Genomic DNA, 14,226 nt, shown 5'->3' with positions numbered 1-14,226 from the left:
TTCGGGTGGCTACTCGGCCTTGGCCAGCCGCAGGGCCAGCTCGGGGCAGACCTTGACCGCCTTGAGCGCGCCGTCGCGCAGCCAGGTGGGCACGGGGGTGGGCGGGAAGGCGGGGTACCCGTTGCCGTCCAGCCGGATGAAGTCGGGCACCACGTGGGCGCAGAGCCCGTGCCCGTCGCACCGCGACCAGTCGAGGGTGAGCCGCTGCGGGTTCGGGTCGGGCGCCCCGGGCAACCCCAGCACACCCTTGACCCGCCGGCCGCAACCGTCGCCGGTGGTGTGCAGCCGCAGGTCCTCGGCGAAGACCTCCATCGCGGAGAGGGCGAACCGGGCCGTACCGTCCGGGTGGCTGCACGCCCCGCGCCCCTTCACGTCACCGGCGGCCGCCCGGACCACCTCCACCGGGGCGCTGCCGGCGACCGCCAGGTCGACCGCGCGGGCCAGGTCGGGCAGGCCCATCTTGCACGGGCCGCACTGCCCCGCGGACTCGCCGGCCAGGTAGCGGACCACCTGGGCGGCCTCGCCGAGCGGGCAGGTGTCCGCGCCGAGCGGGACGACGATGCCGGCGCCGAGGGTGCCGCCCACCGCGGCCAGCCCCGTGCGGGAGATCTCCGCCCGGTCGGCGGCCTCCGGGGTGATCCACTTGCCGTGGTAGCCGCCCATCAGGATGCCCGGACCGTCCGGCACCTCGCAGAGGTCGAGGATCTCCCGCAGCGGGGTGCCGGCGGCGCACTCCACCACCGCCGGCCGCTTCGCCGCGCCGGTGACGGTCAGCAGCACGGTGCCCGGCTCGTCGTCGGTGCCGAGCGCCGCGTACTCGTACGGTCCGAGCCGGGCCGCGATCGCGAGCTGGGCGTACGTCTCGGCGTTGGAGAGCAGGGTGGGCAGCCCGCCGACGCCGGAGTCGCTGGAGCGCTTCTTGGTGCCGGGCGGGATGTGCGGCAGGCCGTTGATCCCGTTGACCAGCGCGCCGCCCTCGCCGGAGATGAACCGGTGCGGCACGGTGACGATGCTGGTCGGCACCGGCATCCGGCGCTCCTGCAACGCCTCGGTCAGCGACTCCCGGCCCACCCCGTCGTCGGCGATCCCGATGACGATCTCGTCGGCGTCCAGCGCGTACGCGGCCAGCGCGGCGCCGTCGAGGATGAGGTGCGGGGCCCGGGTGAGCAGCACCTTGTCCTTCCAGCTGGCCGGCTCGCCCTCGGTGGCGTTGACCACCACCACCGCGGTGAGGTCCTGCCGCTCGCAGGACTCCAGCACCGCGCGGAGCTTCTTGGCGAACGGGAAGCCCGCGCCGCCCTTGCCCTTGAGCTGGATGCCCTCGGCGAGCCGCAGCAGGTTGGCCGGTTCCATCGGCCCGATCGGCCCGTGCACCTCCTCGTGGGCGAGCAGGTCGAGCCGGCCGAAATCGGCGAAGCCGGCGGTGAGCCGGGGCTCGCCGACACAGGCCACCGGGGGCACGGTCGTCCGCATCACTTCGCCTCACCCCGCAGCCCGGCCCAGTACGCCCCGTCCACCGCGTCGGCGCTGGCCCGGCGCCGGCGGCGGCTCTCCTTGGCCTCCCGGCGGGCCCGCCGGGAGGCCAGGTCGACCAGGGTCGGGGTGTCGTCGGCCGGGACCTCCTCCGGGACGTACCGGGCCGGCGGCCGCCAGTAGTCCGGCTCCTCCGGCACGTCGTCCTCGGCGCTGTGCCGGCCACCGCCGCTGCGCGGCGCCGCCGAGATCGGGCTGCCCGAGACCCACCCACCCGAGATCGGACCGGCAGAGACCGGGCCGGCGGAGACCGGGCCGGCCGAAATCGGCTCGGCGGTCTCCCAGCGGCGCGGGCTGTCCCACGGCTCCTCGGGCTCGTCGGCCCGGCGCCGGGGCGGCGCGGAGTACCGGGTGCCGGCGTCGGCGTCCACCCGGGACCGGCGGGCGGAGCGTCCGACCTCCTCGTCATCACGGCGGCGCCGGACGTTCGGGACCGGCTCCTCCCGCCGGCGCCGGCGCGCGGGCGGCTCCTCCTCCTCGCGGCGGCGAGCCACCGGTACCCGCTCCTCGGTGCGGCGCCGCCGGGCGGCCGGCGCCGACTCCTCGTCGCGCCGGCGGCGCGCGGGGCGGACCGGCTCACGCAGCGAGCCCGGCTCGGGCACCACCGGCACGGTGAACCGCTCGGGGTCCCGCCGGGTGGCGCCGGGCGCGGTCCACGAGCCGGCGAGGGTGGTCTCCGCCCAGCTGCTCTCCCGGCCGGAACGGCCGTCGCGCCGCTCGTCGCCGTCGGGGCGGCGGCGTGACCGGCCGCCGAGCAGCGAACGGCCCGTGCCGTCCTCGGCCGGCCGGGCGACCAGCGCCTCGTTCCGCGCGGCGGCCTGGTGCCGCTCCCGGCTGCGCCGGCCGACGGTCACCGAGACCCGCACCAGCAGCGCCAGCACGACCAGCAGCAGGCAGGCGAGGTAGCTGAACATCACCCAGGGCGCTGCCGGCCGGCCGGCGTTGAGCCCGTGCAGGATGGCGAACGGCCAGGAGACGTACGCGGCGGAGTGCAGCGTCCGCCACAGCCACTTCGGACCGACCCCGGCGAACCGGGCCCGGACGATGCCGGTCCAGAGCACGCTCACCATGAGCAGCCCGGCCACCGTGCCGAGGCCGACGTAGAGTCCCCCGCCTCCGACGAACGGCACGATGGCGTCGGTGCCGGCTGCCCGCCCGGTGGCCACCTTGGTCAGCACGTGGAAGAAGAGCCCGGCGACGGCGAGGATGCCGGTGGCCCGGTGCGCGGACTGCAACAGCACCCGGTGCCGGATCAGCAGCACCAGCCGGTCGGTGGCGAGCAGTCCCAGCATCACGGTGAGGCTCATCGCCACCAGGGCGATCACCCCGGCGAAGAACTCGGTGAAGAAGAAGCCGTACGCGTACGCCGTCTGACCGGCGCCGGTGAGCATCGTTCCCGCCCACAGCGCGGCGATCGCGGACACGGTCAGCACGGCCACCGCGGACCGGGACCGGGTGCGGACGCCCCGGCTGGTGCTGGTGGTCCGGACGGTGGCCGGTTTCTGGTTCTGCTTGACCCGGGCCATCTGCTCCTCGATCGTCTCGCGGCGGCGCACCGCCGGCCGACCCTGCTCCCCCATCGAGTACGGAGTGACGGCTCAGTCGGATCACCGGCCCGGGGAAAATTCCGGCCCGATGTCGAACCGTCCGGCGGCCGGGCGCGTGTAACGGCGTCCACCCGGGACGGCGCGCCACGAGGCAGTTACCAATTTCCATACGTTGACAGCCGCTGCAACCCGCTTGTAATCTTTCCGAAATCTTTCAGCTTCAATTGCAAGATTCCGGCAGCTGAGGGACCCTCCCCCGCACCACCACCCCGTCCCCCGCACCCCCGTCAGGAGTTCCGATGCATCGACGTCGATGGCACTCGGCGCTGCTCGCCCTCGGTGTGATCGCGAGCATGCTCGTCCCGACCACCGTGACGGCACCCCCGGCCGTCGCGGCTCCGGCCGGCGCCAAGAAGGTGATCGTCCAGCTCTTCGAGTGGAACTGGACCTCGGTGGCCAACGAGTGCCGGACCACGCTGGGCCCGAAGGGCTACGGCTGGGTCCAGGTCTCCCCGCCGCAGGAACACGTCCGCGGATCCCAGTGGTGGCTGGCGTACCAGCCGGTCAGCTACCGGGTCGAGTCCCGCAAGGGCACCCGCGCCCAGTTCAAGGCCATGGTGGACGCCTGCCACGCGGCCGGCGTCAAGGTGATCGTCGACGCGGTCGTCAACCACATGTCCGGGCAGGACAACGCCGGCACCGGCTGGGCCGGCTCGTCGTACGGGCACTACGACTACCCGGGCATCTACCAGCACCAGGACTTCCACCACTGCGGCCGCAACGGCGGCGACGACATCGCCAACTACGGCGACCGGTGGGAGGTGCAGAACTGCGAGCTGGTCAACCTCGCCGACCTGAAGACGGAGTCGGACCACGTCCGGGGCCGGCTCGCCGGTTACCTCAACGACCTGCTCTCGCTCGGCGTCGACGGCTTCCGGCTGGACGCCAGCAAGCACATGCCGGCCGCCGACATCGCGGCGATCCGCAGCCGGCTCTCCCGGCCGGCGTACCTGGTGCAGGAGGTGATCCACGGCGCCGGGGAGCCGATCCAGCCGACCGAGTACACCGGCAACGGCGACGTGCACGAGTTCCGCTACGGCAAGGACCTGGCCCGGGTGTTCCGCTCCGAACGGCTCGCCTACCTGCGCAACTTGGGCGAGGGCTGGGGGCACCTGCCCACCGGCGTGGCGGCCGTCTTCGTCGACAACCACGACACCCAGCGCGACGTCGGCGGGGTGCTGACCTACCGCGACCGGGGCATCTACGCGCTGGCCAACGCGTTCATGCTGGCCTGGCCGTACGGCTCGCCGACGGTGATGTCCAGCTACACCTTCAGCCAGCGCGACCAGGGTCCGCCGCAGGACGGCTCCGGCCGGACGCTCGACGTGGCCTGTTACTCCGGCTGGGAGTGCGAGCACCGCTGGCCGGTGATCGCCAACATGGTCGGCTTCCGCAACGCCACCGAGGGCGCCGGGGTCGCCAACTGGTACGACAACGGCAACAACCACATCGCGTTCAGCCGTAGCGGCAAGGGCTACCTGACGGTCAACGACGAGGACCACGCGATCACCGGCCGCTCCTACCACGCCGGGCTGCCGGCCGGCCGCTACTGCGACGTCATCCACGGCACCTTCGCCAACGGCACCTGCTCGGGGCCGGTGATCACCGTGGACGGCAACGGCTGGTTCGCCGCCCACATCCCCGCCCACGACGCGGTCGCCATCCACGTCGGCGCCCGCCTGAGCTGACCCGCACCTCTCAGGCACCCCCGTCCGGCCGGATTTCCCGGCCGGGCGGGGGTCCTGCGGTTACAGTCTGTTTGTGCCGTTTGACCGAATCACCTCGTACCGCTGGCTCCGCCGGTCGGCCACGGCCGTGGGGGCGTGCGCGCTGCTGGCGACGGCCGGGGCCACCGGCTGGGCGCTGACCCCGTCGCCAGCGCCGCCCCCGGTCGAGCAGGCGGCGCCGGATCAGCCGGATCCGAGCAGCCCGGAGCCGAGCAGCCCGGAGCCGAGCCCGACGCCGGAGGAGACCGTGCCGGTCGCCGCGCCGGCGCCGGCCGACCTGCCGGTGGTCGACTACGACCGCGCGCCCGCCGGTTTCCCCACCGACCCCGACACCATGGACACGACCCCGCTGACCGAAGGGCTGCACCCGACCCGCCGGATCGCCGCCTACCACGCGCCGGGCGGCCGGCCGCTGGCCTTCCTCGCCCCGACCATCAACGGTGTCGAGCTGACCATGCCGATCGCCCAGCGCCGCGCCGGCTGGACCGCGGTGCTGCTCCCGTCGGCCAACCGCAAGCTCGCCTGGCTGCCGCCCGGCGGCTTCACCACCGTCACCCTGCGCGACCAGATCGTGGTCGAGCGCCGGCCGCACCGGCTCACCTGGTTCCGCGCCGGCCGGCCGATCCGGTCCTGGGAGGTCAGCCTCGGCCAGCGCGGCCAGGAGACGCCGCTGGGTCGCACCTTCATCCTCGGCCGCACCCCACCGCCGCAGGACGTGTACGGCGGCGTGGACATCTTCGCCCTCGGCTCGGTGCCGGACGATCCGGACTCGGTGCCGGCGGGCCTGCGCGGCGCACACATCGGCCTGCACAGCTGGTACCACGACGGCGAACTGGGCGAGAACACCACCAACGGCTGCATCCGGGTGACCCGCAGCGCCCAGCGGGAACTGCTGGCGGAGGTCCGTACCGGCACCGAGGTCGTGGTGGTCGACGAGCTGCCCGCCCCACCGCCGACCGCGTGACCGGTCGGCGGATTCCCGCCCGAGCAGGCGGGTAACCGCCGGTCCGGACGCCGCGACACCCGGGAGGGACGCCATGGCCAGTGCGCCGCAGGGACCGGTCGACACGGTCGTGCTCATCCACGGCCTCTGGATGACCCCGCGCAGTTGGGAACGGTGGGCCGCCCGGTACGCCGCCCGGGGGCTGCGGGTGCTGACCCCGGCCTGGCCCGGCATGCAGGGCGAGGTCGAACGGCTGCGGGAGGATTCCACCCCGATCGCCCAGCAGAACATCGCCGAGATCGCCGACCACTACGACCGGCTCATCCGGGCGCTGCCCACCAGACCGGTCATCATGGGGCACTCGTTCGGCGGGCTGATCACCCAGGTACTGGTCGACCGGGGCCTCGGCGCGGCGGCGGTCGGCATCCACCCCGCCCCGGTGAAGGGGGTGGTCAAGCTGCCGCTGAGCACGCTGCGCTCCGGCTTCTCGATCCTGCGCAACCCGGCCAACCGGCACCGGGCGGTGCCGTTCACGCCGGACGACTTCCACTACGCCTTCGGCAACACCCTCAGCCAGGAGGACTCCGACCGGGCCTGGCAGCGGTACGCGGTGCCCGGCGCCGGGCGCGTGCTCTTCGAGGGGGCGTTCGCCAACCTCGACCCGAACTCGGCGGCGCGGGTGGACACCGGCCGCACCGACCGGGCGCCGCTGCTGCTGATCGCCGGCGGGGCCGACCACGTGGTGCCGCCCGGCGTGGTGCGCACCAACGCGGCGCTGTACCAGAAGTCCCGGGCGCTGACCGCCTACCACGAGTTCGCGGGCCGGTCGCACTTCACCGTGGGGCAGCCGGGCTGGGAGGAGGTCGCCGACTACGCGCTGGACTGGGCGCTGCGGGCCGCCGCGCTGCCCCGCGAGCAGACCGTCGCCAGCGAGACCCCCCGCCCGTGATCGGGCGGTGACGACGGGCAGCGGGATCTCCGGCAGGTCGCGGTCGCCGGCGGCGCGCTACCGGGCGGGCGGCGCGGGCCGGAGGCCGCGCAGCGCGGTGTCCACCACCTGGTCGGCGTACTCGGGAGTGAGCGGGCCGGTGCGCTGGAGCCACCGGTTCAGGATCGGGCCGAACAGCAGGTCGACGGCCACGTCGAGGTCGACGTCCTCGGCCAGTTGCCCCGCGCGCCGGGCGGCGCGCAGGCGCTCCTTCTTCAGCTCCCGCATGGGCCCGTCGAGCCGCTCCGCGTAGGCGGCGGCCAGGGCGGGATCGTGGACGATCTCCGTGTGCAGGGCGCGCATCGGCTGGTCGTAGCGGGGGTCGTTGAGTTCCTCGACGGTGGACCGCAGCACCGCCTTCAGGTCGGTCGCCAGGTCGCCGGTGTCGGGTAGGGCCCCGCCGCCGTCCTGCCCCTCGGTGGTGAGCGCGAGGAAGGCGTCGAAGAGCAGGGCACCCTTCGACGGCCACCAGCGGTAGATCGTCTGCTTGCCCACGCCGGCGGCGGAGGCGATGCCCTCGATGCTGAGCTTCGCGTACCCCAGCTCGCTGACGAGGTCGAGGGCGGCGGCGAGGATGGCGCGCCGCGCCGCCTCGCTGCGACGGCTCGAGTCGGGTGCGACCTTCTGCGTGGGCACGGACCGAATCTAGCAGGAGAAGAGACGAGACGGTCCGTCTTGACAATGCGGCGCGGCGGGGTATCGTCATCCTCGCAACCGAGACGAGACGGTTCGTCTCGGAACGAAGGGAGTTTCCCATGGAGGCCTCAGGCACCGCCGCATCCCGGGTCTGGTTCATCACCGGCGCCAGCCGTGGCCTGGGCCGCGCGTTCACCGAGGCGGCGCTCGCCGCCGGCGACCGGGTCGTCGGCGCGGCCCGCGACGTCTCGCCGCTCGACGACCTCGCCGCCCGACACCCGGACCGCCTGCTGGCACTGCGCCTCGACGTCACCGACCGCTCGGCGGTCTTCGACGCCGTTTCCGAGGCGGTCCGGCACTTCGGCCGGCTCGACATCGTCGTGAACAACGCCGGGGCACTCTTCGCCGGCATGGTGGAGGAGTTCACCGAGGAGCAGGCCCGCGCCCAACTGGACCTCAACTTCTTCGGCGGGCTCTGGGTCAGCCAGGCCGTGCTGCCGCACCTGCGGGCCCAGAACGGCGGGCACCTCGTGCAGATCTCCAGCATCGGGGCGCTCGGCGGCTTCCCCAGCACGGGGCTCTACAGCGCGAGCAAGTTCGCGCTGGAGGGCATGAGTGAGGCGCTGGCGGCCGAGGCCGCCCGGTTCGGCGTCAAGGTCACCATCGTCCAGCCGGGCGGCTACTGGACCGACCTCTACACCAGCAGTACGCCGACGGCCCCGAACCCCGCCTACGACCCGCTGCGCGAGGAATTGGCACAGCAGTGGGCGGAGGGGTCGGTCGACAGCGAGCCGCGGCTGGCCGCCGAGGCGCTGATGAAGCTGGTCGCCAGCGACGACCCGCCGCTGCGGCTCCTGCTCGGCAGCATGGTCTACGACGTCGCCTTCGACATCTCGAAGCGGCGGATGGCGACCTGGGCCGCCTGGGAAGAGGTGAGCCGCGCCGCCGAGAAGGCGGTCCCGGACCCGCGCGCCCAGCTGACCTGACCGGTGGTCGCCGCGCACCGAGTCGGTGGCCCTGCCCGGTCACCGGCTCGTGCGCGACGGTAGGGACCAGGCCGGCCCCGCCGAGCGCCGTTAGGTGTTGGGCCGCCCGGGTCCGGTTTCTGGCATGGGGACGGCTTGCGGGGGTATGACCGACGCATGAGGGCGAGCTTCCGGCTTGGCCGGATCGCGGGTGTACCCGTCGGGGTCAACTGGAGCGTCCTGGTCATCTTCCTGCTGATCGCCTGGGGGCTGTCGGCCAACCAGTTCCCCCGGGCCTACCCCGACGAGCCGGTAGCCGCGTACGTGCTGGCCGGGCTGGCCGCCGCGGTGGTCTTCTTCCTCGGCCTGCTCGCCCACGAGGTGTCCCACGCGATCGTCGCCAAGCGCAACGGGCTCGCGGTCCAGGGCATCACCCTCTGGCTCTTTGGCGGGGTGGCCGAGCTGAAGGGCGAGGCGAAGGACCCCGGCGCGGAGCTGCGCATCTCCGGGGTCGGCCCGCTGGTCAGCCTGCTGATCGGGCTCTTCTTCGGCGCCATCGCCATCCTGCTCGTGCTGGCCGGGCAGGAGGGCCTGCTGCTCGGCGTGATGGCCTGGCTGGCCGGGATCAACGTGCTGCTGGCCGTGTTCAACGTGCTGCCGGCCGCGCCGCTCGACGGCGGGCGGCTGCTGCGCGCGGCGGTCTGGAAGGCCACCGGCGACCGGACGAAGGCGTCAGTGGTGGCCGCCCGGGCCGGCTGGGTGCTCGGCGCGCTGCTGATCGGCCTGGGGTTGTGGCAGTTCCTGGCCGGCGTCGGCTTCGGCGGGCTCTGGCTGGCCCTGATCGGCTGGTTCCTGATCGGCGCGGCCGGCATGGAGGAGCGGCAGGCCCGGCTGGGCACCGCGCTGCGCGGGATCCGGGTGGCCGACGTGATGACCCCGCAGCCGCAGACCGCGTCCGGGGAGATGACGGTGGCCGACTTCGTGGACCACTACCTCTTCGCGTACCGGCACTCGGCGCTGCCACTGACCGAGGAGGGCCGGCCGGTCGGGCTGGTCACCCTCGACCGGGTACGCGGCATCCCGGCCGACCGGCGGGCCGCCACCACGCTGGGCGAGGTCTCCTGCCGAGCCGACGAACTGGTCCTCGCCTCCCCCGACGAGCAGCTCAACGACCTGCTCCCCCGGCTCAACGAGTGCGCCGACGGCCGGGCGCTGGTGGTCACCGAGGGTCGCCTGGTCGGCATCGTCTCCCCCAGCGACATCAGCCGGGCGGTGCAGCGCGGCAGCATGCGCGAAGACGTGGCCCGCCGCTGATCCATCCCGTCTTGATCGTCTGTCGCTCCGCAGCGCCGCCGGTCCGCTGCCGACCCGCGCAGCAGCAGACGATCACGGGAGCCCGCTCAGCGGGGGAAGTAGCGGTCCAGGAGGTCGGTGCGGAACGTGCCGGTCGGGTCGAGGCGGGTGAGCAGGGCGGTGAAGTCGGCGTACCGGGGGTAGACGGCGGCGACCGCGTCCGGTGCCAGCTCGAACACCTTGCCCCAGTGCGGGCGGGGCGCGAATGGCGCGAGCCGCTCCTCCACGGCGGCCACCACCGGCAGCACCGCCGCCGCGTCGGCGATCCAGGTGAAGTGCACGGCGAGGCTGTCCCGGCCGTGGTTCGGGCTGAGCCACAGGTCGTCGGCGGCCACCGTCCGCAGCTCGCAGACCTGGAGCACCGGGGCGATCAGGTGCGCCACCTCGTCCAGCGCGGCCAGCGCCCCGGCCGCCGCCGCGCGCGGCAGGTGGTACTCCGACTGCAACTCCTCCCCGCTGCTCGGGGTGAAGCCGAGCCGGAAGTGCGGCAGCCGCTCGTGCCACGGGCCGGGCACGCCGAGCTGCGGGGTGCAGTTCTCCGCCGGCATGCCGGGCACCGGGTGGCGGGGCCGGTCGGCCGCCGTCGTGCCGAGCCAGTCCGCCGGGGGCGGCGGCTGCTCGGCGCGCTGCTTGCGCCAGACCTCGCGCAGCCGCGGCGACCGCCAGTCGGTGAAAACGCTGACGCTGTACGCCGAGTCGAACGCCTCGTCCAGCGCCTCCCGAGGCAGGTCGAGCCGGACGTACTGGCGGAGGTCGAAGGTGGGCACCACGTCCAGGGTGAGGTGGGTGACGACGCCGAGCGCACCCAGCCCGACCACCATCCCGGCGAAGCTGTCGCTCGCCCGGTCCACGGTCAGCAGGTCGCCCTCGGCGGTGACCAGGTCCAGCCCGGCGACGGCGGTGGCCAGGTTGCCGATCGCCGGGCCCGAGCCGTGGGTGCCGGTGGCGACCGCGCCGGCCACCGAGATGTGCGGCAGCGAGGCGAGGTTGGCCAGCGCGTACCCCTGCTCGTGCAGCCGGGCGGCCAGGTCCCCGTAGCGCAGGGCCGCCGAAACGGTCACGGTCCGCCGCTCGGGGTCGAGTCGTACGGTCGGCGGCAGGCCGGCCAGCGAGACCAGGTCGCCGGTGGTGTCGCCGAGCCGGTTGAAGGAGTGGCCGGTGCCGACCACCCGGATCCGGTCGCTGCCGGCCACCAGCCGACGCAGCTCGTCGAGCGAGCCGGGCCGGTGGTAGCCGCGGGCGGCGTAGCGGACGTTGCCCGCCCAGTTCCGGCGCGGCACCCCGTCGGTCGGAATCACGGGGTCGGCCGCCGGTCGGTGGACGGGCCGGCGGTCAGTGCGCCGCTCAGCGCGGCCAGGGCCTCGTCGACCTGGATCGTGCTGTAGCCGCGACCGGCGACGGGCAGGCCCTCGGCCCGGACCTGCTCGATCTCCGAGCGGGCCGCCTGCCGTTCCAGCGTGCCGCCCCAGACCAGGGCGTCCTGGCCGCGCCGGATCAGCGCGTCGACCCGGTCCGGCTGGTAGCCGCGCAGCCCGATGGTGAAGTCGGGAACGCCGAAGGCCTCCCGGCGCAGCCCGAGCACGTCGACGAAGCGGTCCCCGGCGTGCCGGGCCAGGGCCGCCGCGATCTCGGCGGGCTTCTCCCGGACCCGGTCGAGGTCGAGCAGTTCCACCGCGGACCGGCCGTCGCGCGGGTGGTGTGCGGTGGCGGGCAGGGCGAGCTCCGTGCCCGGGGCGGGCACCAGCAGCAGCCGTGGTGAGGCGGGCCGCCCCTGCTCGGCCGGCGGCTGGTCCAGGGCCAGCGCCTCGATCTCGTCCCAGCGGATCAGCCGGCGCAGCTTCGGCAGCCGGACGGTGAGCCCGTCGGCGCCGATGGCGAACCGGAACGGGCGCAGCAGGCTGACCAGCACCATGCCGCCGAGCAGCACGGCACCCCCGCCGACCACCCGGTGCAGCACGGCACCGTCGCGGGCGAACACCAGCAGCGCCGCGCCTCCCAGGACGCAGACTAGGGGCAGCACCAACGCCCCCCGGTTGCGGTGCAGTTCCACGTCGTACCCCCGTTCGTGATTTCCGTTCTGCATCATCCGTCGCCGGGGCGCGGGCCAGCACCGGACGATCGGGCAGCGGTTACCACCGGCGTCGCCGGGGAACCCTACGCCGATGAGCACCTACCGTGATCCCGCCCCGCGCGGCGACGTCTTCCCGTCGGAGGAGGAGATCGACCCGACCGGCAGCGGCGTCGAGCCGGCGAGCGCGCCGGTCGGGGCGTACCGGCGGCCGGACGGGACCAGCCCGGGGCCGAAGCCGACGCCCGCGCCGCCGCCGGCGCCCACGCCCGTGCCCAGTCCCGGCCCGCCGCCGCGGACCGGGTCGCGCTCGATCGTCACCCGGCACCTGGACGGCTCCGTCGAGGTGGTCACCGACCTGGACGGCGACGGCGTCGCCGATGTGGTCCAGATCGACCTGGACGGCGACGGGCTGCCGGACGTCACCTACCTCGACCGGGACCGCGACGGCCGGCTGGACACCGTGCTGCGCGACCCGGGCCCGGCCCGCTGACCGGGGCGGCTCAGACCTGCCGCAGCACCTCGGAGGCGACCAGCTCCAGGTGGTCCAGGTCGGCCAGGTCGAGCACCTGGAGGTAGATCCGCTGGCTGCCGGCCGCCGAGTACCGGCCGATCTTGTCCACCACCTCGGCGGGGGTGCCGGCGAGACCGTTGGCACGCAGCTCGTCCGGCTCCCGGCCGATCGCCGCGGCCCGGCGGGCCACCTCGGCGTCGTCCCGCCCGCAGCACAGCACCAGGGCGTTGGACCAGCGCAGCTCCGCCGGGTCCCGCCCCACCTCGGCGCAGGCCGCGCGCACCCGCTCGATCTGGGCGGCGGTGTCCTCGACGGAGACGAACGGCAGGTTGAACTCGTCGGCGTACCGGGCGGCCAGCAGCGGCGTGCGCTTCGGGCCCATGCCGCCGAGCAGGATCGGCGGGCGCGGCCGCTGCACCGGCTTCGGCAGCGCCGGCGAGTCGCTCACCGGGTAGTACTTCCCGGGGAAGTCGAACGTCCTGCCCGGCGGGGTCTCCCACAGCCCGGTGATGACCGCGAGCTGCTCCTCCAGCCGGTCGAACCGCTCCCCGACCGACGGGAACGGGATGCCGTACGCGGCGTGCTCCTCGGCGAACCAGCCGGCGCCGATGCCCAGCTCGACCCGGCCGCCGCTCATCTGGTCCACCTGCGCGACGGTGATCGCCAGCGGGCCGGGCAACCGGAAGGTGGCGGCGGTCATCAGCGTGCCGAGCCGAATCCGGCGGGTGTCGCGGGCCAGGCCGGCCAGGGTGGTCCAGGCGTCGGTCGGGCCGGGCTCCCCGCTCACCGAGCCCATCTTCAGGTAGTGGTCGGAACGGAAGAACGCGCCGTAGCCGGTTTCCTCCGCGCAGCGGGCCACGGCGAGCAGGTCGTCGTAGCTGGCGCCCTGCTGGGGTTCGGTGAAGATCCGCAGTTCCATGACCCGAGCATAGGGAGCCGGTCCGGCCGCCGCCGCCGACACTCGTATGCCTTGACAGTCATATAACCGGAAGGGCATATTCGTCGCGTGTCCGTAGACGCGTTCACCGTCCTCGCCGAGCCGACCCGGCGCCGCATCCTCGACCAGCTCCGCCGGGCCGAGTCCAGCGTCGGCGAGCTGGTGGACACCCTCGGGGTCAGCCAACCGGCCGTCTCCAAGCACCTGCGGGTGCTCCGCGACGCCGGCTTCGTCACCTGCCGCACCGCGGCCCGGCAGCGCATCTACCGGGTCGACGTCCGCCCGTTCCAGGCCGTCGACGACTGGCTCGCCCCCTACCGGCAGCTGTGGGAGACCCACCTGGACGCCCTGGAACGACACCTCGACAGTCAGGAGCAGTGATGCAACGCGACAGCTTCCGCCCCAGCCCGCCCGCCGAGGTCGGCTGCGAGCCGGCCGACACCGGCGCCACGTTGGTCTTCGTCCGCGATCTGCGCCACCCGCCGGAGGCGGTGTGGGCGGCGCTGACCGAGCCGGGGCGGCTGCGCGAGTGGGCGCCGTTCCTCGCCGACCGCGACCTCGGCTCCCCCGGCGCCGCCGTGCTCACCATGGTCGACGGCGACACCGCCGAGGACCTTCCGGCGACGGTACGCCGGGCAGAACCGCCCCACCTGCTGGAGTACACCTGGGGCGACGACCTGCTCCGCTGGGAGTTGACGCCCACCGCCACCGGCACCCAACTCACCCTGCGGCACACCGTCACCGAGCGCGGCGTCGCGCCGATGGTGGCGGCCGGCTGGCACCTCTGCCTGGACGTGGCCGAGCACCTGCTCGACGGCGACCCGGTCGGCCCGATCCGGGGCGCCGAGGCGAAGGAGTTCGGCTGGGCCGAGCTGCGCGACGCGTACGCCGCCCGCCTCGGTAACGCCTGACGCGCCCGTCCGGCCCAGGAGCGGACGGCACGATCAGCATGGGG

General features: G+C 74.2%; 14 protein-coding genes. 8 read left to right on the top strand and 6 right to left on the bottom strand.

What is annotated here, in order from left to right:
- Positions 1 to 9: 9 nt before the first annotated feature.
- Both ACVCAH_RS15465 and ACVCAH_RS15460 read right to left on the bottom strand, forming a co-directional pair.
- Entirely contained in the window at positions 10 to 1,476 is a 1,467-nt protein-coding gene (locus ACVCAH_RS15465) for an NADH-ubiquinone oxidoreductase-F iron-sulfur binding region domain-containing protein (protein ID WP_447136820.1), read from the bottom strand.
- Positions 1,473 to 3,113 (bottom strand): hypothetical protein, encoded by a 1,641-nt coding sequence (locus ACVCAH_RS15460; protein ID WP_447136819.1) that lies wholly within the window; start codon positions 3,111 to 3,113, stop codon positions 1,473 to 1,475. Before ACVCAH_RS15460 ends, ACVCAH_RS15465 begins: the two co-directional genes overlap by 4 nt.
- Positions 3,114 to 3,379: 266 nt before the next feature.
- On the opposite strand from ACVCAH_RS15460, the gene ACVCAH_RS15455 reads away from it, so the two are divergent.
- The 3 genes from ACVCAH_RS15455 (at position 3,380) to ACVCAH_RS15445 (ending at position 6,759) form a co-directional block, all read left to right on the top strand.
- Positions 3,380 to 4,828 (top strand): alpha-amylase family glycosyl hydrolase, encoded by a 1,449-nt coding sequence (locus ACVCAH_RS15455; RefSeq protein ID WP_447136818.1) that lies wholly within the window; start codon positions 3,380 to 3,382, stop codon positions 4,826 to 4,828.
- Positions 4,829 to 4,901: 73 nt separating this feature from the next.
- Positions 4,902 to 5,831: a L,D-transpeptidase family protein gene (locus tag ACVCAH_RS15450; RefSeq protein WP_447136817.1), complete on the top strand. Its 930-nt coding sequence runs from the start codon at positions 4,902 to 4,904 to the stop codon at positions 5,829 to 5,831.
- Positions 5,832 to 5,904: 73 nt separating this feature from the next.
- Positions 5,905 to 6,759 carry an alpha/beta hydrolase gene (locus ACVCAH_RS15445; RefSeq protein WP_447136816.1) on the top strand — a complete coding sequence of 285 codons (855 nt, stop codon included), beginning with the start codon at positions 5,905 to 5,907 and terminating at the stop codon, positions 6,757 to 6,759.
- A gap of 57 nt (positions 6,760 to 6,816) precedes the next feature.
- Here the strand turns inward: ACVCAH_RS15445 and ACVCAH_RS15440 are convergent, their stop codons facing one another.
- The gene (locus ACVCAH_RS15440; RefSeq protein WP_447136815.1) at positions 6,817 to 7,434 is read right to left on the bottom strand and encodes a TetR/AcrR family transcriptional regulator; all 618 of its coding nucleotides are present in this window, start codon (positions 7,432 to 7,434) and stop codon (positions 6,817 to 6,819) included.
- 119 nt (positions 7,435 to 7,553) lie between these two features.
- Between ACVCAH_RS15440 and ACVCAH_RS15435 the strand changes: the two genes are divergently transcribed.
- Both ACVCAH_RS15435 and ACVCAH_RS15430 read left to right on the top strand, forming a co-directional pair.
- Positions 7,554 to 8,420, top strand: coding sequence for an SDR family oxidoreductase (locus ACVCAH_RS15435; protein ID WP_447136814.1), 867 nt, complete (start codon positions 7,554 to 7,556; stop codon positions 8,418 to 8,420).
- Between the two features lie 156 nt (positions 8,421 to 8,576).
- Complete coding sequence (locus ACVCAH_RS15430) at positions 8,577 to 9,713, top strand: site-2 protease family protein (protein ID WP_447136813.1); 1,137 nt, start codon at positions 8,577 to 8,579, stop codon at positions 9,711 to 9,713.
- Positions 9,714 to 9,799: 86 nt separating this feature from the next.
- On the opposite strand, the gene ACVCAH_RS15425 is transcribed toward ACVCAH_RS15430, so the two are convergent.
- Positions 9,800 to 11,032, bottom strand: a complete 1,233-nt coding sequence (locus tag ACVCAH_RS15425; protein WP_447136952.1) for an FAD-binding protein — start codon at positions 11,030 to 11,032, stop codon at positions 9,800 to 9,802.
- Between the two features lie 14 nt (positions 11,033 to 11,046).
- Positions 11,047 to 11,835: a hypothetical protein gene (locus ACVCAH_RS15420; protein ID WP_447136812.1), complete on the bottom strand. Its 789-nt coding sequence runs from the start codon at positions 11,833 to 11,835 to the stop codon at positions 11,047 to 11,049.
- A 79-nt stretch (positions 11,836 to 11,914) separates the two neighbouring features.
- Here ACVCAH_RS15420 and ACVCAH_RS15415 point away from each other — a divergent pair, with 79 nt between their 5' ends.
- Positions 11,915 to 12,313: a hypothetical protein gene (locus ACVCAH_RS15415; protein ID WP_447136811.1), complete on the top strand. Its 399-nt coding sequence runs from the start codon at positions 11,915 to 11,917 to the stop codon at positions 12,311 to 12,313.
- A 10-nt stretch (positions 12,314 to 12,323) separates the two neighbouring features.
- Here the strand turns inward: ACVCAH_RS15415 and ACVCAH_RS15410 are convergent, their stop codons facing one another.
- Positions 12,324 to 13,253 carry an LLM class F420-dependent oxidoreductase gene (locus tag ACVCAH_RS15410; RefSeq protein WP_447136810.1) on the bottom strand — a complete coding sequence of 310 codons (930 nt, stop codon included), beginning with the start codon at positions 13,251 to 13,253 and terminating at the stop codon, positions 12,324 to 12,326.
- Between the two features lie 87 nt (positions 13,254 to 13,340).
- Between ACVCAH_RS15410 and ACVCAH_RS15405 the strand changes: the two genes are divergently transcribed.
- Together ACVCAH_RS15405 and ACVCAH_RS15400 are read left to right on the top strand one after the other, a co-directional pair.
- Positions 13,341 to 13,652 (top strand): ArsR/SmtB family transcription factor, encoded by a 312-nt coding sequence (locus tag ACVCAH_RS15405; RefSeq protein ID WP_447136809.1) that lies wholly within the window; start codon positions 13,341 to 13,343, stop codon positions 13,650 to 13,652.
- Positions 13,652 to 14,182 (top strand): SRPBCC family protein, encoded by a 531-nt coding sequence (locus ACVCAH_RS15400; protein ID WP_447136808.1) that lies wholly within the window; start codon positions 13,652 to 13,654, stop codon positions 14,180 to 14,182. Before ACVCAH_RS15405 ends, ACVCAH_RS15400 begins: the two co-directional genes overlap by 1 nt.
- The last annotated feature ends 44 nt before the right edge of the window (positions 14,183 to 14,226 follow it).

The sequence above is a fragment of the Micromonospora sp. LZ34 genome, assembly GCF_052981855.1.
Note: the sequence above shows the minus strand (reverse complement) of the source record. Positions and strands in the feature narration are given on the sequence as shown.